This is a genomic window from Pleurocapsa sp. PCC 7319 (assembly GCF_000332195.1).
Taxonomy (GTDB): domain Bacteria; phylum Cyanobacteriota; class Cyanobacteriia; order Cyanobacteriales; family Xenococcaceae; genus Waterburya.
The window spans coordinates 165,681-183,759 of the sequence record NZ_KB235922.1; the positions used below are offsets into that span (position 1 = coordinate 165,681).

At 38.9% G+C, this 18,079-nt stretch carries 11 protein-coding genes; all 11 read right to left on the reverse strand.

What is annotated here, in order from left to right; genetic code table 11:
* Positions 1–29: 29 nt before the first annotated feature.
* On the reverse strand, positions 30–350 hold the full coding sequence (locus tag PLEUR7319_RS0104940; protein WP_019504095.1) for a hypothetical protein: 321 nt from the start codon (positions 348–350) through the stop codon (positions 30–32).
* A gap of 126 nt (positions 351–476) precedes the next feature.
* Positions 477–1,664, reverse strand: coding sequence for a glycosyltransferase family 4 protein (locus tag PLEUR7319_RS0104945; RefSeq protein WP_019504096.1), 1,188 nt, complete (start codon positions 1,662–1,664; stop codon positions 477–479).
* 39 nt (positions 1,665–1,703) lie between these two features.
* On the reverse strand, positions 1,704–2,993 hold the full coding sequence (locus PLEUR7319_RS0104950) for a glycosyltransferase (protein ID WP_019504097.1): 1,290 nt from the start codon (positions 2,991–2,993) through the stop codon (positions 1,704–1,706).
* An 18-nt stretch (positions 2,994–3,011) separates the two neighbouring features.
* Positions 3,012–4,289 carry a glycosyltransferase family 4 protein gene (locus PLEUR7319_RS0104955; protein ID WP_019504098.1) on the reverse strand — a complete coding sequence of 426 codons (1,278 nt, stop codon included), beginning with the start codon at positions 4,287–4,289 and terminating at the stop codon, positions 3,012–3,014.
* Between the two features lie 18 nt (positions 4,290–4,307).
* Positions 4,308–5,492, reverse strand: coding sequence for a glycosyltransferase (locus PLEUR7319_RS34320; protein ID WP_019504099.1), 1,185 nt, complete (start codon positions 5,490–5,492; stop codon positions 4,308–4,310).
* Between the two features lie 22 nt (positions 5,493–5,514).
* Positions 5,515–6,609 (reverse strand): glycosyltransferase family 4 protein, encoded by a 1,095-nt coding sequence (locus PLEUR7319_RS34325; protein WP_019504100.1) that lies wholly within the window; start codon positions 6,607–6,609, stop codon positions 5,515–5,517.
* Between the two features lie 91 nt (positions 6,610–6,700).
* Positions 6,701–7,726 carry a sulfotransferase gene (locus PLEUR7319_RS0104970; protein WP_019504101.1) on the reverse strand — a complete coding sequence of 342 codons (1,026 nt, stop codon included), beginning with the start codon at positions 7,724–7,726 and terminating at the stop codon, positions 6,701–6,703.
* Positions 7,727–7,752: 26 nt separating this feature from the next.
* Positions 7,753–9,714 (reverse strand): CRTAC1 family protein, encoded by a 1,962-nt coding sequence (locus PLEUR7319_RS0104975; protein ID WP_019504102.1) that lies wholly within the window; start codon positions 9,712–9,714, stop codon positions 7,753–7,755.
* Positions 9,715–9,732: 18 nt separating this feature from the next.
* Entirely contained in the window at positions 9,733–11,505 is a 1,773-nt protein-coding gene (locus tag PLEUR7319_RS0104980) for an ABC transporter ATP-binding protein (protein ID WP_019504103.1), read from the reverse strand.
* A gap of 42 nt (positions 11,506–11,547) precedes the next feature.
* On the reverse strand, positions 11,548–12,318 hold the full coding sequence (locus PLEUR7319_RS0104985; protein WP_019504104.1) for a hypothetical protein: 771 nt from the start codon (positions 12,316–12,318) through the stop codon (positions 11,548–11,550).
* Positions 12,319–12,417: 99 nt separating this feature from the next.
* Complete coding sequence (locus tag PLEUR7319_RS37820) at positions 12,418–18,036, reverse strand: Ig-like domain-containing protein (RefSeq protein ID WP_019504105.1); 5,619 nt, start codon at positions 18,034–18,036, stop codon at positions 12,418–12,420.
* Between the last annotated feature and the right edge of the window lie 43 nt (positions 18,037–18,079).

The window sequence follows — 18,079 nt, forward strand, 5'->3', positions numbered from 1 at the left end:
GTGTAAATTGGATTAAGCTATTAACTTTCCTAAACTTTCACTTCTAATACCGAACCGATGGTTTCTTTTTGGAGATCGATCCAGTCAGAGATCGCACGGCGATTTTGCATTGAAAGTGCATCTTGCTCGGCAAATAAACCATTTAAAAGCCACACTGGATGGCTATAAAATAGACCAATTTTGTCCCAATTCAATTGATTATTATCGCACTCTAGTTGATCCCAGACATCATCCAGCATTTGTTGCAAATCTTTAAGTGACATTGAAGATAAAGATTGCTTTTTTTCTTGCAATAAACGCTCAATTTCTTGAGCTTCATAAGTTGATATCTCTTCCTGCTTAGATAACATAGTAATTCCTCTAAATATAAATATTAATGATTGCCAAATAAGTATTTTCTTCTATAAATAGCTGACCTGGAAAATTTGCAAATAGTTTTGCAGAGTCTCATTCTGAAAACAATTTTATCAAGCTGGTTATGAATACTTTTGCTCCACAAAATTAACAACTTCAGCCATAAATTGAGATACTGCTTCTGGCTGGTGATTGGTCATAATTTGTTGGGATTTTTCACCCATTTTGTTGATTAAATCAGGGCGATCGATAAATTGACTCATTAATTCGGCTAGTTTCTCTGGAGTATGAGGATCGAAGATATAGCCATTTTTACCTTCTTCGACTATTTCGGCGCTTCCCGCCCATTTTGAACAAAGAATAGGTTTGCCAAACATCATCGCTTCAATCGTAACCAAGCCCCAGACATCTTCTAAGGTAGGAAAGACAAAAATGTCTGCTTGCTGATAATAGTTGCCCATCTGTTCGTATTCGACATTACCCAAAAACTGGACTTGTTCTGTTAGATTATGAGTCTTGATAAATTCTTCGAGTTCTTGACGCTGCCATCCCTTGCCAATAAGCAGTAGAGAGTAATCTTCATATCCTTGAGCTTGCAGAAGATAACAGGCTTTTAATAATTCTAATAATCCTTTTCTGGGAATGAGTTTCCCTACACAAATAAAGATCGGACGTTGTAATTTTGCTCCATCTAACTTTAAGTCTAAGGAATTTTGAGCGTAAGTTTTGGGATGAGGTATGAGGTAAGGACGAACAAAAACTCGACTCTCATCAACTCTAAGTACTTTAGTTAGATACTCTTTGCCAGCATCAGTATTGGTGATAAAAGCATCTGTTAGGCTAACGATCAAACGTCGTACTAAGAAACGTAGTCTAGAATCTAGACGATCTACCCCTGGGGTACTACCATCAAAAACAACGACTGTACGCCACCTAAAGATAATTTTAAAAATTGAAGCTAAAAGAGTCCAGACAGAAAAAGCAGTGGAAAATACTACTTCAGGTTGATACTTTAACAAATGAATAATAATGCGAGGAGACAAGTAAGAAAAGGAATGACTGTAACCTTTGGCGGATTTATCTTTAGAAACAATTTTTACTTTTCCTACCTGTATGACCTCAATCGAATTTTCAAATCCAGGAAGAAAACCTGGCCAAGAAGGAGTAAAAATAGTTGTCTGAGGAAACAAGCTGGTAAATTCACTTAAGATCGGTTGCCAGTAATGACCTGCTCCTTGAAAGAGCATGGCAATACGAGTAGCTTTATTCTGACTTTTGATAGTCGATGCAGTTAAAGTTTCGCTAATCATAATATTTTAAATAAAAAAATTGATATCTAGGTCGCTGATTCAACCTGCCAAATGCTCAAAAATTACTTGAGCAAAGCGCTCGACGGAATTTTGTTCGGCAAAAGCCAGCATTTGTTGGCGATCGCCTAATTGTTCTGGAGATTTGTGCAAACATTCAGCTATACCATTAGCAATTTCTCTGGGTACAGTTGAATCAACAGCCAAGCCAAGACAGTATCGTCGCACCAGTTCCCCCATTAGTCCGTAGTTAGAACTAAGTATGGGTTTCTGTGCAGCAGCAGCTAAGAGTAAAATGCCACTCATACCTATATGCCTCTGATAAGGTGCTAATACAAAATCTGATAGTTGAAAATATTTGGGGACATCTTCTTCGGGGACAAATTGGCAATGACTGATAACCTGTAAGGGTTTGGTTTGACAAATACTTGCTGCTTGAGCTTCAATTAGCTGTTGATTGCCTTCGCCCACAATTAAAAAACAAATTTGTCGACATAACTCAGGTGGTAAAAAAGAAATAGACTCTAATAATTGATTAACACCCTTGCGTCCTGTCAGTGCGCCAAACAAAAGAAATACTTTTCTGTTGGCTTCAATACCCAGTTTGTCCTTTAAATCTTTTAACGGCAACTTTGAGTCGCAATCCATTTTTACAGGATCGGCTAGAGGTAAAACTTGTACGCTACTTTGAAATTGATCTTCAATGAATTTAGGCGCAAAAGGATCGATACAAAATAATGTTTGCAATTGAGAGTGACCCAAAATCCGAGTTAAAGTGAGTTTCTCTCGCCATCGTGGCAATTTTTCATTCCCAGAGGCTGAATAGTCAGCAAAATTGCGATAGTGCAGTGTGGGTCTAAAGTAAATACCAGAAAAGTCACAAGGAGCTTTTTTACCAAGAACTAGAGGCAGCCAACAGGTATCAAAATACATGATTAGACAATGAGTAGCTTCTAATGATTTGGCATACTTACAAAGTAAATTCCATTCCCTGATAGCCCTCAAACTACGCTTGATTTTCGAGCCATTGGAGTTTAAAGCAGCTTCTTCCTCTGATGTAATTACGACCAAATTAATGTTCTCTAAACTATGTTCAGAAATTAGCTCTGCTACATCTGCGTGTCTTTCCAAAAACCGAGGTGAAACGACAATATGCAGTTTGCTCGATAAATTTTGATTAACCCAATATTCAACCAAGTGTTGAATATAGCTGCCGTGATGACCGCCTACCACGAGATCGAATAACATCAATTGTTTTTGACCAACGGACACATTGGGTTTTGTTCCAAATCGATGGAGTGAATTGTCACGACTAAATTGTTTTGTAAACATCTTAAAAGTTTAGCGGTATTAAATAGCAGTTACAGACTGCCTGATAGATTGATGTTTGCTTGTAGTTAAAATTTCCTCGTAGAGAGATGAATAACGTCGAGCCTGTAATTCCAAGCGGAACGAAGCAATCGCTTTTTCTCTAGCATTAATACGCAGTTTTTGATGACGTTCCCTATCTTCTAAAACCCAAGCGATTCCTTGAGCTAAGTCTTCTACTTCGTAAGGTTTAGCCAAGTAACCATTTTGCTGATGATCCACAATGTCTTTTAGTCCCGTAGCATCAAAAGCAACTACAGGAGTACCGCAAGCCAAAGATTCGGAAGCAGTTTGTCCAAAAGATTCTTGAATCGACGGTACTATCATTACGTCAGCAGCCGAGTACAGAAGAGACAATGAAACATCATCATCAAATCTTCCTAAGTAATTAGCCTTAAAACCTAACTCAATCGGTTCTTTTGGTTGAGAAGCACCAAAGACTAATAACTCTACTGATTCTCCCCAACCATCCTGATTAAGACTTTGTAAAGCGGGAACTAAAAGCTGAAATCCCTTTCTCTCATCTGTGGTGGAGCTAAATGCACCAAACAGAATTAGTTGTTTATCTTGAGGTAAACTTAGTAACTCCCTCGCTATTTTGCGATCAACTGGTTTGTATTTATCGGTATCGAGACAGAAAGGAATTACTTCCACTCGGCGATCGCGAAATAGGGAACTAGACTTAGCACAGTCGGCGATCCAGTTACTAGGAGCAACAATTGTTAAGTCTAAATCCTGCCAAGCTTTTGTTTTGCGCTCCCAGATCCAACGAGATAGATCTCGCTCTTTGTTACCCCCAAGCTGAGGACAAGCACCACAGGATTTAGTATAGCGATCGCAATCTTCGCTATAATGGCATCCCCCAGTAAATGGCCACATATCTTGCAAAGTCCAGATTAAGGGAGTTTGTACTTTTGTCAGTTCTTCTATTTTAAAAAATTCTCGCCCAATCCAATGAAGATTAACCACATCGGCATTTCTTTCTTTAATCTCTTTTAGAATCAAAGAAGGAGTATAGTTTGCCGAAAAAATAGTGTCGCAATTAAAAAACTTTTTGGTAATTCGCTTCGATAATTTATCTTGAGCCTGTTTATAAAAACTAGTGGTTTTGTTTAAAGAGCTGACGGATAGATCGTCTGATTTTTTGTATAGTACGATAGCTGATGAATTTACAGCTTCAGCTAATAGTCCTTGATGTATCCGTAAAGCAGCTCGACCTGCTCCCGAACCTTCAGATGATGCCACATGAAGTATTTTCATGATTTTTTTGTTTTATTGCTAAATTTTTTTAGTAGTTAATTTATTTATTTTGCGAGTAATTAAATCAATAAAAGCTTGTTTTAATATATTTTTATACCTTGCCCAACCTAAATTTTTATGGAGGTATTTTAACTGGGTAACTGTGTGAGAAAATTTGATATTTTGAAAGTCTTGAATTTTACCTAAGCTAAAACAGTTTCCTGGTAAGGAAAAAATAATATTTAGTTCTTGAGGTATAAGAGAAAGGGCATATTGTGATAATGGGTGTGAGCATTCTTTAATTGATAATAGATGATCAGATTGAACGTTTTTTATCGTTTTAGTACCATAAAAATCGCATTCAAAATCAATATCTATTAGTTTGGGATTTAACTTTTTGAGACAGGAAGCTTTGATTTCATAATGGCTATCATAAATGGATAAAGATTGTTGTAAATTACTAAAGTTATATCTTTTATAACCTAATAATAGTGAAACTTGAAAATTTCCTCCTCCTCCATGATTTGTGCCGCTATCACCTGAATTAGTTGATAAAGAAATTCGCGGATAGATAAAATATTTATTTTGAGAGATCAGGTATTTAATAAAATATTTTTTCCAAGAATTTTCTGACCATTCAGTTAGTTTATGGGGGGCAATTTTATCTACAGCTGCGGTATTAGGCACAGCATCATACCATTGTTTAAAATTTGACCATTGTTTCCAAGTCCATGCTTGTCCCCAAGAAGAGGCAGTTTGAATAAAGTAATTGTCATAACCATCTTCTAAAGGGATGAATTTTGTTTCAGCATATTCATTAAAGTCATAAGAATAAAGAGAAATACCGCCAATTTCTGAGCGATCGTGGTAGAAAGCGATCGCTTCCACCGTATAACAATAAAATTCTGGAGATACCAGTAAATCATCTTCTAAAATAATTACTGCACCGTACTCTTCCGCTAGATCGCCACAAGAAATAATATGCCGACGTAAGCCCAGATTTTCTTGGTGTTCAATAACTTTTTTAGTACCATGTTTCCAGACAAAATCACGGGCAACTCTAGCAGTTTCACGACAATTCCCTTGATCGATACTAATAATGAGAGGAATTTCTTCATAAGTATCATAATTTGCCCTGGCAATAGTTTTAAGTAAACGTTGTAGGGCTAATGGTCTTTTAAAAGCAACAACTACAATTGCAGGTAATAAGCGATCGCTAGTCATGTTGAATATTTCCAGTTAATGTTTAAACTTTTAACTTTTGAGTGACAACTTTTAATTTCCGATCTTGAGTACTATGACCGTAAGCTGCTAGTGTTAATTTGGCGACATAATTCCAATTACATCGCTCCATACATGCCAAATTATGCACCCCCATTTCTTTTAGTTTTTCTCGGCTATCTAGTGCTTGTTTCATCGCTTTAGTTAAACCTGTTTGATGGGGTAGATCGTAAAGAAAACCACCTCGATCATCTATAACGTCTTGGAAAAAGCCAATTCTAGGAGCAATGCAAACCTTACCAAAAGACATCCCCAAAATAGCTACTCCTGAAGTTGTATAAACTGTATAGGGTAATAAGATACAGTCGGCGGCGTTGAGATAGATTTGAACGTCTTCGTCGGGGATACGCTCGGCGATTAGATTAATATTAGTATGGTTGTCAATTGCTTTTTTAATCTCTGATTCCAAACCAGATTCACCGACTTTTCCAGCAATTATGAGGGATGACTGAGAACAATCGAGCATCTTAAAAGCCTCAATTGCTTCCAAAACACCTTTATAGCGATAAACATTACCAAACAAAACAAAAACTAAGTTATTGTCAGGTAAATTTAAAGTTTTTTTAGCGGCAGAAGTATTTATTTTATTCTCATAAAAATGAATATAATTACCATGAGGAATAACAAAAACTTTTTCTGGCTTAATCTTGAGGATTTTACTAATCTCTTGCTTGGTTGCCTTACAGTGAACAATCACACCCGAAAAATAACTTACGGCAATTGATGCAACCTTATTGGATACATTATTTTTTCCTCCAGACAATTTATCCGACCACTCATGGACAGTCCACACTGTACGGACTCCTAATATTCGCAGAAATATTAGCTGACTAATAAAAAATAGTAATTTAAGACTTTTCGTTAGAGGGTTTTGACCTAATAAAAAGGGATGGAGAGTATGGAGATGTAAGACATCAAACTTTCCTCCCCTGAGTACTTTGGTTACAAATAATGTACTCCATAAATATTCGCGAACTGATACTCCTCGCTGGGATAAATGTTTTGATAATAGTTCTTTATATGGATTAGTAATCCAGTCAGATAAAAAAATAACTTTCAAAGTATTAATAAAATATTTGTTGGTTATTTATAAAATAGCCTGTGTATTTGAAAAAGTTACAAAAATAATCTAAAAAATATAATTAATTTATCTAAAATTTATAATTATATTGTTCCAGCCAAGTCAAGGCTTCTTGTTTTATTTGGACAATATCTTCTGCATCCAAATTAGATTGCCATCTACCTATCGAATCTAACCGAGCTTGACTTGTTAAATACTCTTGGAAAATAGAGCGAGAATCATCGGTTGTAATATCTAAAAAATCAAGTAGACGAGTTCCTTCTCTATCTGGGTGCGCGATTAAATCTTCATATTTGAGTTCGTATTTCTGCGCTGATGATAAAGAGTTCAGACCCTCTGTCGCAGCCTCGATATATCTCCGCCACAACCAAATACAACGATGGATATTATCAGTAGTTGCAAACTCATGGTGACGATCTGACTCTACCCAAAAACGTGGTGTTGAACCACACAAATAGCCCCCTGGTTCTCTCATAATCGAACCATTGAATTTGTTGTTGTACCAAGGCTTTTTAGATAAAGAGAGAGCGACATCTCTTCCATCGCGAATAATATGAACAAACTTAGCATTAGGGAAAGTCTGAGCCAAAAATGGAATTATAAAACTATTTCTAGGGGTTTTGTCTGCCAAACGTAGATCACCGTCTCCTTGAAAGCGCATTAGCCAACTATAAACTTGTCGATAAAAATTGCTTGCTTGCTTCAACTCCCATTCTTGAGTGAAAACATATCGAGCAGCAGCTTTAATCAGAACTGGCTCAAAATGATAAGAAATTTCAGGTATTGTTCCCAAACATTCACCTAAAAACGTCGTTCCAGAACGAGGAGATCCAATAATGAAGATAGGAGCTTGTAAGTTAGGTTGTACAAATCCTTTGATTCTTTCTGTAGTAAGAGAACGCTTTTGATGGCAATAGTGACGAAAATCAGTTTTAGCTGTTTGATAAATCCACCAGGGCAAATTGTACCAGGTAATTTCGTTAACTGGTTCTGACCATGCTTTCTTCATCATGCGTCGGCGCAGTTTTTTTAAAGTCTCAACTATGCTTTTAACGGAGGAACTTCGTAGTTGAGAATTTGAACTAATATCTTTCATGATTTTTGAATATATACAACAAAAGTTCAGCTAACATTTTTGTCAATCACAAGAAGACGATCTCCCAATAAATTTTCCAGATGCTGAGTTTGACCATCAGACCATTTAAGATCGATTGCTTTAACTCGTTCGTCTTTGCCTAAACCGAAATACAGACGATAATGTCCTTGAGAATAATAAGAATTATCCGTGTTACCTACCTGCTGTAACTGTTTTCCTTGGGAAGTGGTAACTACAACTGTCGTACCAATCCCCAGAGGATTCCCTAATGAAGCAGACAAAGAAATTTGCAGCCAATGATTTTGAGGTTTGATATTGCGATACAAATTAGCACGCCAGATCTTTTGCCAATCATTTTTATTGTCTTTAGCTTGCAACCTCGTTTTTAAGTTTTCTAGCAAAGAGGGAGTTTGCTTGGCAGCTATTAAATAATCTTCAGCACCGTCATTGTCAAAATCAAACCAAACACCACGAGCATTAACTATTTCGCTAAAATTACGACTAAAATTCAGTAGATTCGTAGATTTGAACTGGTGATTAGACAGTTGACGGTAAATTCCTTGGGGAACAAGCTGGAGATCGCTTAAGCCATCACGGTCATAATCGACCCAAGCACCATTAATACCTTTTTCTGGTAGTCCAATTGTTTGAGGGTTAACCGCTTTAAATTTGCCGTCATGATTGACTAACAGTAAATTTGGTTCTTCTACATACTTAGAGCTTGCATAAGCATCAAGGTCCCCATCTAGATCAAAATCAGCGATCGCCAAATTCATGATTTTAGCTTTTCCTACTTTAACTATGGTGTGAGGCTCGAAGCGATCTCCTCGATTGATCCACAACTCGATCGCTTTTTCTCTAGCTGCTAATAAATCCATATCCCCATCCCCATCCCCATCTAGCCAGCGAAAACAACCATCTTCGGGGAAGTCCAGTCCTAATTGAGAGGCAAAATCGATAAATTTACCATCGGCTTGTTGTTGCCAAAGTTGATTAGGATGATACGGCTTGTCATTTCTACCACAAACTACATATAAATCCAGACGATCGTCATTATTGAAATCAACCCAAGCTGATTGTCGTGCAGGACAATCTTTTTTGCTCATTCCTGAACCTTCAATCTCATCTTTAAAGGTAGCGTCGGTTTGAATCATTAATTCATCATCAAGGCGATCACTGACTTGTTGAATTTGACCTTTTACTGCACCACGACCGATAAAAACATCTAACTTTCCATCTTGATTTAAATCAGTCCATGCCATACTGTGGCGATCGCGCCACATTAAATTAAAGCGATGGCTGTTTGGTTGAAGTTTATTAATTCCAATGTGAATATTAGCTAGAGAAACTTGAGGATCTAGCTTGAATTTGTGGGGAATTTCGACAATATCGTCTTTGCCTCTAATTACTAACCAGCCATTATTCTTAGCCACAAACTTAATGGTGGTTGCTACTTTCCTCGATGGTTGATTTTCCTGCTTAATTTGCATGGAAAATAGTTTTTCTTGCTCTACTGTTACCGCCCAAGATAGTTGCAAACTTCCTGCAATAGTTTTTTGACCTAAGTTATAGCCGTGTAAGTAAAGGGCTTTATCCTGGCGATAAATATACAGTCCTGGTTCTTTAAATTCGGGTTGGGCGAGAGAATCTTCTAATTGCGTAAATTCACGGTCTTGAGCGAGATTCCAAGCAGAAAGGACATCTTGGAAATGCCCTGTACCATCTCCTAGCTGGAGACTTTGTGTGGCACTATGGTTAACAGTAAAAAGATCCAGATTGCCGTCAGAGTTGGCATCAACTACTCCCAAGTCAAACAAATCGTAAGTGGCCAACGCTACGGGCAAGCGAGAAAAATGCCAGTGGGTCTTCAGATTGGGTAATAGTAGGGCAATAAGAATAGAAAGAACTATTGTTCCAACCAAGGTTGCGATCACCAACTGGCTGAATCTCAGTAATTTTTTGGGTATATATTTAAAATCTTTTAACATAGTAATGCTAAGAATTTTTCAATGAGAAACTGGATTTTCTAGCACCACTTCTTCATAGCTACCAGACTTAACAATTTGCCCTTTTTCCATAAGATAAATACAATTGCAGTGTTTTACGGTAGTTAAACGATGGGCAATAATAATAATAGTTTTAGTGCCGCTAAGAGATTCAATTGCTTTGCTAACCAAATATTCAGTTTCATTATCCAAAGCTGCGGTGGCTTCATCTAAAACCAATACCTCTCGTTCGTGATATAAGGCTCTAGCAATACCCACTCTCTGTCTTTGCCCCCCCGATAATAATACTCCTCGTTCGCCAACTACAGTTTTCATTCCTTGAGGCAATCTGGCTACTACTTCGGTCAATTGTGCAGCTTCAATCGCTCGTTCCAATCGATAGCGATCTATTTTGTGATCTTCTACACCAAAAGCAATATTACGTTCTAGGGTATCGTCAATCAAGAAAATAGATTGAGGAATGTAACCGACTTTATTTTGCCAAGAGTGAAGATTATTCTTGATAGAAATACTATCAATTTTGAAATCGCCATTTTGAACTGGTAAAAGACCTAAAATAATGTCTACTATAGTAGTTTTTCCCGCTCCAGACTTGCCAATTAAGCCAATAGATTCTCCTTTTTTGATCGAAATTGAAATATCATCTAAAGCTAATTCAGAAGCATTGGGGTAAACGTAGTTTAATTTCTCTATCGACAACAGTTTGTCAAACTTGATTTCTGACTTTGAACCTAACTCTGCATAATCTTGAATGTGTAAAGTCTCAAGTTCTTTGAGATCATTGTATAGGAGGTCAACTACATAAGAAGAGCGTTTAATTCCTCCATAGGATTGCATCAAATTGCTAGCAGCAGGAAGCAATCTAACAGAAGCAAGTCCAAACACGCCCAGGGTTGCCGTTAGATTATTTAAGTCCTGGTTTGTTAGCAAGGAAATGATCGTAAAACCAATGATCAGACTAATCAAAACTGGCTCTAAAGTATATCTTGGCAGCAGAGAAAAAGCCTGAAACTTTTCTACAACTTCTTTGTACATTTGTGCCTGGTCATCTAGTTGCTTTTCAAAGTAAGCTTCGCAGCCAATAATCCGCGTTTCTTTAAAACCACCCATTCCATGATTGATAATTTGCACCATTTTTTTGTTAGCGGCTGATGCTTCTTTTCCCCAGGTGGCGACTCTACTTCTAAATCTATAGATAACAGCAAATACAAACAGTAAGACTATTAGCACTGTTGCCGTAACAATTGCGTCGGTAATAAATAATAAAATTAATAATGCTATGACAATTGCTAAATTTGCTCCTGCAAACAAAGTTGGCATAAGAATGCCATTAGCAAAAACCAACGTTTCATTTAGTATATTTTGAATTAGAGAAGCGGTATTACGACTTAGATGAAAAGTATAGGGAACTTTTAGATAGGCACGCATTAACCTGGTTCTCAAGTCAGCTTGCTGACCAAAGCCAAAACCAAAAATATATTTTTGTACGTTAAATCCTAAAATTGATTTTAGCCACAAAATTGCAACTACTACTAAACCTAGTAAAACTACAAAGTCTATTTCGGAACCAAAGTTAAATTGAGTGTAAATCCACTCAGAATAAGAGTTTTGGTGAATTAAACTGGTGTCGGTTGCCAAAGCAATAAACGGACCAATAAAACCAATCCCAAATGCTTCCAAAACTGATGTCACCAAAAACAATCCGATCAAAAGCAAGAGTTCGTTACGTTTGCCAGCAATAATATATAAAAATTTATTTAAATACTTAGTCATTACGCAGATTTTAACCGAACCACTACGAGCAATTTACTGTTGCTAAGACTTGGCAAAATACCTCTGTTGCAAATAAGATTCAACTTGTTGGCGTTCAGTTTCATTTAAGGCACGAGCGAAAATAATAATTTCTGCTATTTCCATATCAATATGAAGTTCTCGATCTATTTCTGCACCTATAATGAGCTGCTGAGAGATCGTATTATAATCATGAGAAATACTATTTAGCTGGACACCATTTTTGTAGTGAGTGAGAACTCCTGATTGTAATTTGACTGATTGAGTCAACCAGCCAGAGCCATTTCCATCAACCTTGCTAAGGTTATCGTTTTTCTGACCCCATGCTTGAACCGCCAGGTACCCTTCACTATCTACTACTAAGCCAAAAGAATTGTTATTAGAAGGCTTGCCATAGCTAAATCCACCATAACCTTTGCTATTGTATTTGGCGACCATAAACATGGTGCGATCACTGTTTCCTGTTGGTAAACCTTTGAGTTCAAAATTGCTTTCTACTAAATCTTCTTGGCCATCAAAATGGATTGTGGGTTGATCTTTCAATCCCTCAAGAATCAAGCGAGGATCGCCAACAGCGTCTAAATTGTTACCCTGTAGAGAGTAATCAATCCAGCCTGTGACTCGACCTTCTTCCATTGCAACCCCGCGATCTGCTTGTAAATGTAGTACTAGATTGTTTTTAACAGGTAATTTTATGCTGGACTCTTCTTCTCTGGGATTAGAAATACTTAAATCACAACCTGTTAACATTAATGTAATCGCTAATACCACTGCGCAAATTGAATGTTTTTTCATGTATTTAGTATTGGTTTATAAATATTTCTCTCAAAGGTGATAAATAATGTTTTCAATGAGAGCGCTCAATACTATTCCACTCCCATTGAATGCGTTGGATTAAATCAAACCGTACTTATCTTGGAAATAAGCATTAACCTGCTGTCGCTCGGCATCGCTTAAAGCGCGATCGTAAACAATAATTCCCCCTACTTCCATATCTAAGTAAGGACTGCTATCGATCTCTGCCCCCACTACTAGTTTGGCTAGACTGGTGTTGTAATTATGAGTGCTACTATCAATCTCTGCTCCATCTTTGTAATGGGTCAGCACTCCTCCTTCTAGTTTTGCTCCTTGGACTAACCAACCAGTTCCTGTTCCATCTACTTTGCTGGAGTTGTCTTGACCAAATCCCCACGCTTGAATGCTCAGGTCTCCTTTGTTGTCTACTACTAGACCAAATGCTTGATTGGTGGCATTGTTGCCGTAGGTAAATCCTCCGTAACCATTGCTATTGTATTTGGCCAGGAAGAAAATCGTACGGTCTTCTCCTCCTGCGGGCAGACCATTTAATCCCAGGAGGTTCTCTAGTTTGTCTCCCGCTCCGTCAAAAGCAATTATTGGTTGACCGTTTAAGCCGTTGCTCACTAGTCTGGGGTCTCCCCCTCCTGTTAAGTTATTGCCCAGTCCTGACTGGTCTGTCCAACCTGTTACTAGGTCGCTGCCGTCGGTCGTTACTCCGCTATCTGCTTCTAGGTGCAGCACTAATCCTTCTGTTATGGGTAAAGTGCTGCTAGAAGGAGGATTGATAGTTAAATCGACGGTAGCTGTTGTGGAAACTGCTCCATCATCGTCGGCAACGTTATAGGTAAAGCTATCGCTAGTAGTTGTCGTGCCGTTGTGAGTGTAGGTAATGATGCCTGTATTGCCATCTACTGTCACCGTACCGTTACTGGGTTGGTTGGCGATGGTAACTGTGGTCACGTCGATTGTGCCGTCGGCATCGCTGTCGTTATTTAAGACATTGATTTGGACTACCCCTCCTTCTGTGACTGCGGCATTGTCATTGGCTACTGTAGGTGCTTGGTTGGTTGTTACTGGATTGATAGTTAGATCGACTGTCGCTGTTGTAGAAACTGCTCCATCATTGTCGGCAACGGTATAGGTAAAGCTATCGCTAGTAGTTGTCGTGCCGTTGTGAGTGTAGGTAATGATGCCTGTATTGCCATCTACTGTTACCGTACCGTTACTGGGTTGGTTGGCGATGGTAACTGTGGTCGCGTCGATTGTGCCGTCGGTATCGCTGTCGTTATTTAAGACATTGATTTGGACTGCTGCACCTTCTGTGACTACTGCGGTGTCATTTTCTACTGTAGGTGCTTGATTGACTGGGGGAGTGCCAGTGAAGTATTTATTCTCCAGATAAGTTTCGACCTGCTGTCGCTCGGCATCGCTTAAAGCGCGATCGTAAACAATAATTCCCCCTACTTCCATATCTAAGTAAGGACTGCTATCGATCTCTGCCCCCACTACTAGTTTGGCTAGACTGGTGTTGTAATTATGAGTGCTACTATCAATCTCTGCTCCATCTTTGTAATGGGTCAGCACTCCTCCTTCTAGTTTTGCTCCTTGGACTAACCAACCAGTTCCTGTTCCATCTACTTTGCTGGAGTTGTCTTGACCAAATCCCCACGCTTGAATGCTCAGGTCTCCTTTGTTGTCTACTACTAGACCAAATGCTTGATTGGTGGCATTGTTGCCGTAGGTAAATCCTCCGTAACCATTGCTATTGTATTTGGCCAGGAAGAAAATCGTACGGTCTTCTCCTCCTGCGGGCAGACCATTTAATCCCAGGAGGTTCTCTAGTTTGTCTCCCGCTCCGTCAAAAGCAATTATTGGTTGACCGTTTAAGCCGTTGCTCACTAGTCTGGGGTCTCCCCCTCCTGTTAAGTTATTGCCCAGTCCTGACTGGTCTGTCCAACCTGTTACTAGGTCGCTGCCGTCGGTCGTTACTCCGTTATCTGCTTCTAGGTGCAGCACTAATCCGTCTGTTATGGGTAAAGTGCTGCTAGATGTTCCTACATTTACGGCGACTGTGGCTGTGGATGTTGCCCCTGCTAAGTCCGAGATCGTATAACCAAAGGTTTCTGTTCCTTCAAAGTCTGCTTGAGGGGTGTAGATTAATTGACCGTTTGTATTGTCAATACTCACACTACCGCCATTATTAGGAGTACTCACTGATGTAACGTTAAGGACATCAGAAGCAGCACTTACAATAATATTATCGATGTTCAATTCTTGGCTAACTTCTGTACCTGTACCAATTACGCTACCTTCAAAGCGTACCGAGGTCACATTTTGCCATCCAGCACCATCTAAAATAACGGCTTGGAAAGCTGTTTCTGTTTCCGCAGCAGCGAAAGTTTGCGAAATTTCACCACCATTAGCTAGAGTAGCAATCACTGTAAACCCAGCATTAGTACCAGGGAAAAACAATCCGCTAGTGTAGCTAAAACCTTCAAAAGCAAAAGCTTGTCTGTCTTCGCGAGCCATTGTAAAGTTAATTCTGTCCCCATTCCCCCCCGAATTATGCTGGGTTAAATAATTGGGACGCATGTCAGCAGGCATCCCCATCATATGAAAGTGAGGGTCGTTACCAGCAGCAGCAGTAGCATCAAAAATCAAATCCGCGTTGCTGAGTTTGCCAGTTGGAATAGAATGTTTTACTTTAACCGCCCGAGAAGGATTAATTATCGAGACTTCTGTTACTTCGTAAGTGCTAAATTCGATCGCAACGGGAGAATCGTTGACAATATCTGGATCTAAATCGTTGGCTAGAATATCTAAAGCATTATCAGTACTATCTACAGCAACGTTAAAGCTATCTGCAACAGCATTGGGAGCGTCGTTAATGCCTTGAATAGCAACTCTAACGTTTCCTTCGCTGATACCTCCATTACCGTCACTAATACTGTAGGTAAAAGTTTCAATGCCTGCAAAGTCTAGAGCAGGGGTGTAGATTAAGCCATTGTTTGCGCTGTCAATTGTAACAGTACCGCCATTACTAGGAGCTCCTACTGTTGTAATAGTTGGCAAAATGCTACTAGAATTTGTATCGTTAGCTAAAACATCTAGGGCGACAGCAACCTCGTCTTCGCCCACAACAAACAGATCGTCTTTTGCATTAGCCGAAACGTTGGTGTTGGTAATAACGTAATTAGCGGTATAAGTTGTATCTGTCTCTGGTGCAATAAAAGAAAATTCTGGTGTAGTAACGCCATTAGACCAACCATTAAAAGTATATTCAATACCATTGGCAATAATTACTTCGTCAGCAATAATCTGGTGTTGATGGTCGATCGCCGTGTCGAGAACGAATGGACCATCTCTATTTAAGCCATCAAGAGTAAAGTCAACCCCCCCTAGTATATCTCCATCAATGTTAGAGGCAAATGACAGATCAACTTTTTCGGGAAAAATTGAAATGACTTCTCGATCAAACAAACCATCGGAATCTGTTACTGTCAGAGTTACTTTGTAGCCGACAGCATCGGAAAAACCATGACCTGTAGTGGGTACGGTAAAGTTATAGCTGCTACCTGTAATCGGTCCAAAATCGGGGTGGGTATGGTCGTTATGAATCAACTCAGCTGACCATACAAAATTACTAGAAGTAAGGGTTTCATCAGGATCGGTGGCCGTAGCACTAAAAGTAATTGTTTCTCCTGCCCTAAATAAATCTGTTTCATTGGGGGTGACAATAGTGGAATCTGGAACTCCACCTATTTGAATTATTATGGGTTCTGACATCACCGTACCAGTACCGTCAGAAACCTCTAAAGATGCCGTATAAACACCAATTGAATTGTAGTTATAGCTAATATTAGCACCATTGGCGGTATCTCCATTACCAAACTTCCAGGTATAACTTAGGGGATCATTATCACCATCTGTTGCAGTGGCAGTGAAATTAATTGTCGAGCCAACAGAGCCTATATTTGTATCTGCTGTGGCTTGAGTAATTACGGGTAATTGATTGTCTACATTATAAGAAACCCGATTGAGAGTTCCTGTAGAACCTGCAAAATCACCAAAGGTAAGATAATATAACGCTCCATCGGGTCCTTGTTCGAGAGAAACTATAGATGAGGCATCGTTATCAAAGTTAAAAGCATCCACCACCGTAGGTGTTGAAGGATCTGCGTCTATAACGTTCCCAGCAACATCAAATTGGATGTAGCGAATCCAATTTAGAGTATAGTCACCAAAAAAGAAAGCTCCCTGATAATTTTCAGGAAATTGATTTCCTCGGTATACTACTCCTCCAGTAATAGAACCTCCATTAGGGGTAGATCCAGTATGAGCATAAGCAAAAATAGGATCGGTAGCATTAGGATTGCTGCTAAATCCCTCACTATCAGGCCAGCCATAATTGACTCCAGCCTGACCCAAGTTTATCTCCTCAAAGGCAGTGGACTGTACGTTCCCCCCAACATCTCCTATAAAATAGCGATCGCTAGGAATATCCCAACGGGAACGGAAAGAATTTCTTAGACCATAAGCCCAAACAAAATCTTGATTGCTGTCTGTAGTCGGATCGTTATCTACAAAAGGATTATCTGTTGGTGCTGTTCCATCGGGATTAACACGATATAGTTTACCGTTGGAAGTGCTTAAATCTGCAACTACGGAGAAATCAAATTCCGATGGTGGAACGTTAAAAGGTCTTTGATCGCCTACCGTTAAATAGAGTTTGCCATCTGGTCCAAAGTCAAGACCACCACCATCATGATGTCCTGCAACTCCATCTGGTTTCTCAAAAACTATAAATTCACTGTTGATATCGGCTTGATTGCCATTATGGGTAAATCTGGAGATTCGATATTCAGGATCGTCTCCAAAGAATTCTGGTTTATGAGAATAATAGACATAGATGTAGTCGTTTCCTGGCGTACCAAAATTTGGATCTATAGCAATATCAAGAAGTCCAGCTTCAAAACCTCCTTGAATGTCGCTGGATAAATCTAAATACACTTCTGGAGTTGACTGACTATCTTGGGGATCGAAGATGTTGATGACACCATTTTTCTGCAAAAACAACATTCGATTGTCAGGCAAAAAAGCCATAGAAGTGGGTTCTCTTAACCCAGACAAAACTAATTCTTTCTGGAAGTTGGGTTCGGTTTGTACTACATAATCATTGACAAGAACAAAGTCTAAACTTTCAATTACATTAGTTTCTAAGGCTAATTCTGCCTCTATATTTCCCGTAGCATATTCTAAATCCCCATCCCCCCCGAATAACCTACTACCAGTTAGATCAGTGGAAGCAGCAATATCAGACCCAGTCATTTGACTGAAGACATCAACAAACTCTTTTCCTTCTCCTTCTGCTACATTACAACCATAAAGCAAAATATCGCTATCTTCGGTTAGAACATTACCCCAACTCAGTAACTCATCTTGATATTCTCCTAAGTTCTCTAAGCTGAGGTTAGTATTCCCTAATTGAAGAGAACCGCGATCGCCGTGAGAAACTATATGTAGGCTGGATACTTCTTCGTAGTGATTTAATGTTTCTGTAATTTGAGCGATCGCATCTCTCTCTGATTCTAGAATTAATATTTCTGTGTCAGGAGCAATTCCACTTACTAAATCTTCATATCCTAAAATATTACGATCGACAAAAGCTAGATTAGTTTGAGATGATAAAAATTGCTGGTTTACTGATACTTCCATAATTGCGAAATGTCTATAGATAAAAATTTTAAATAGAGTTTTC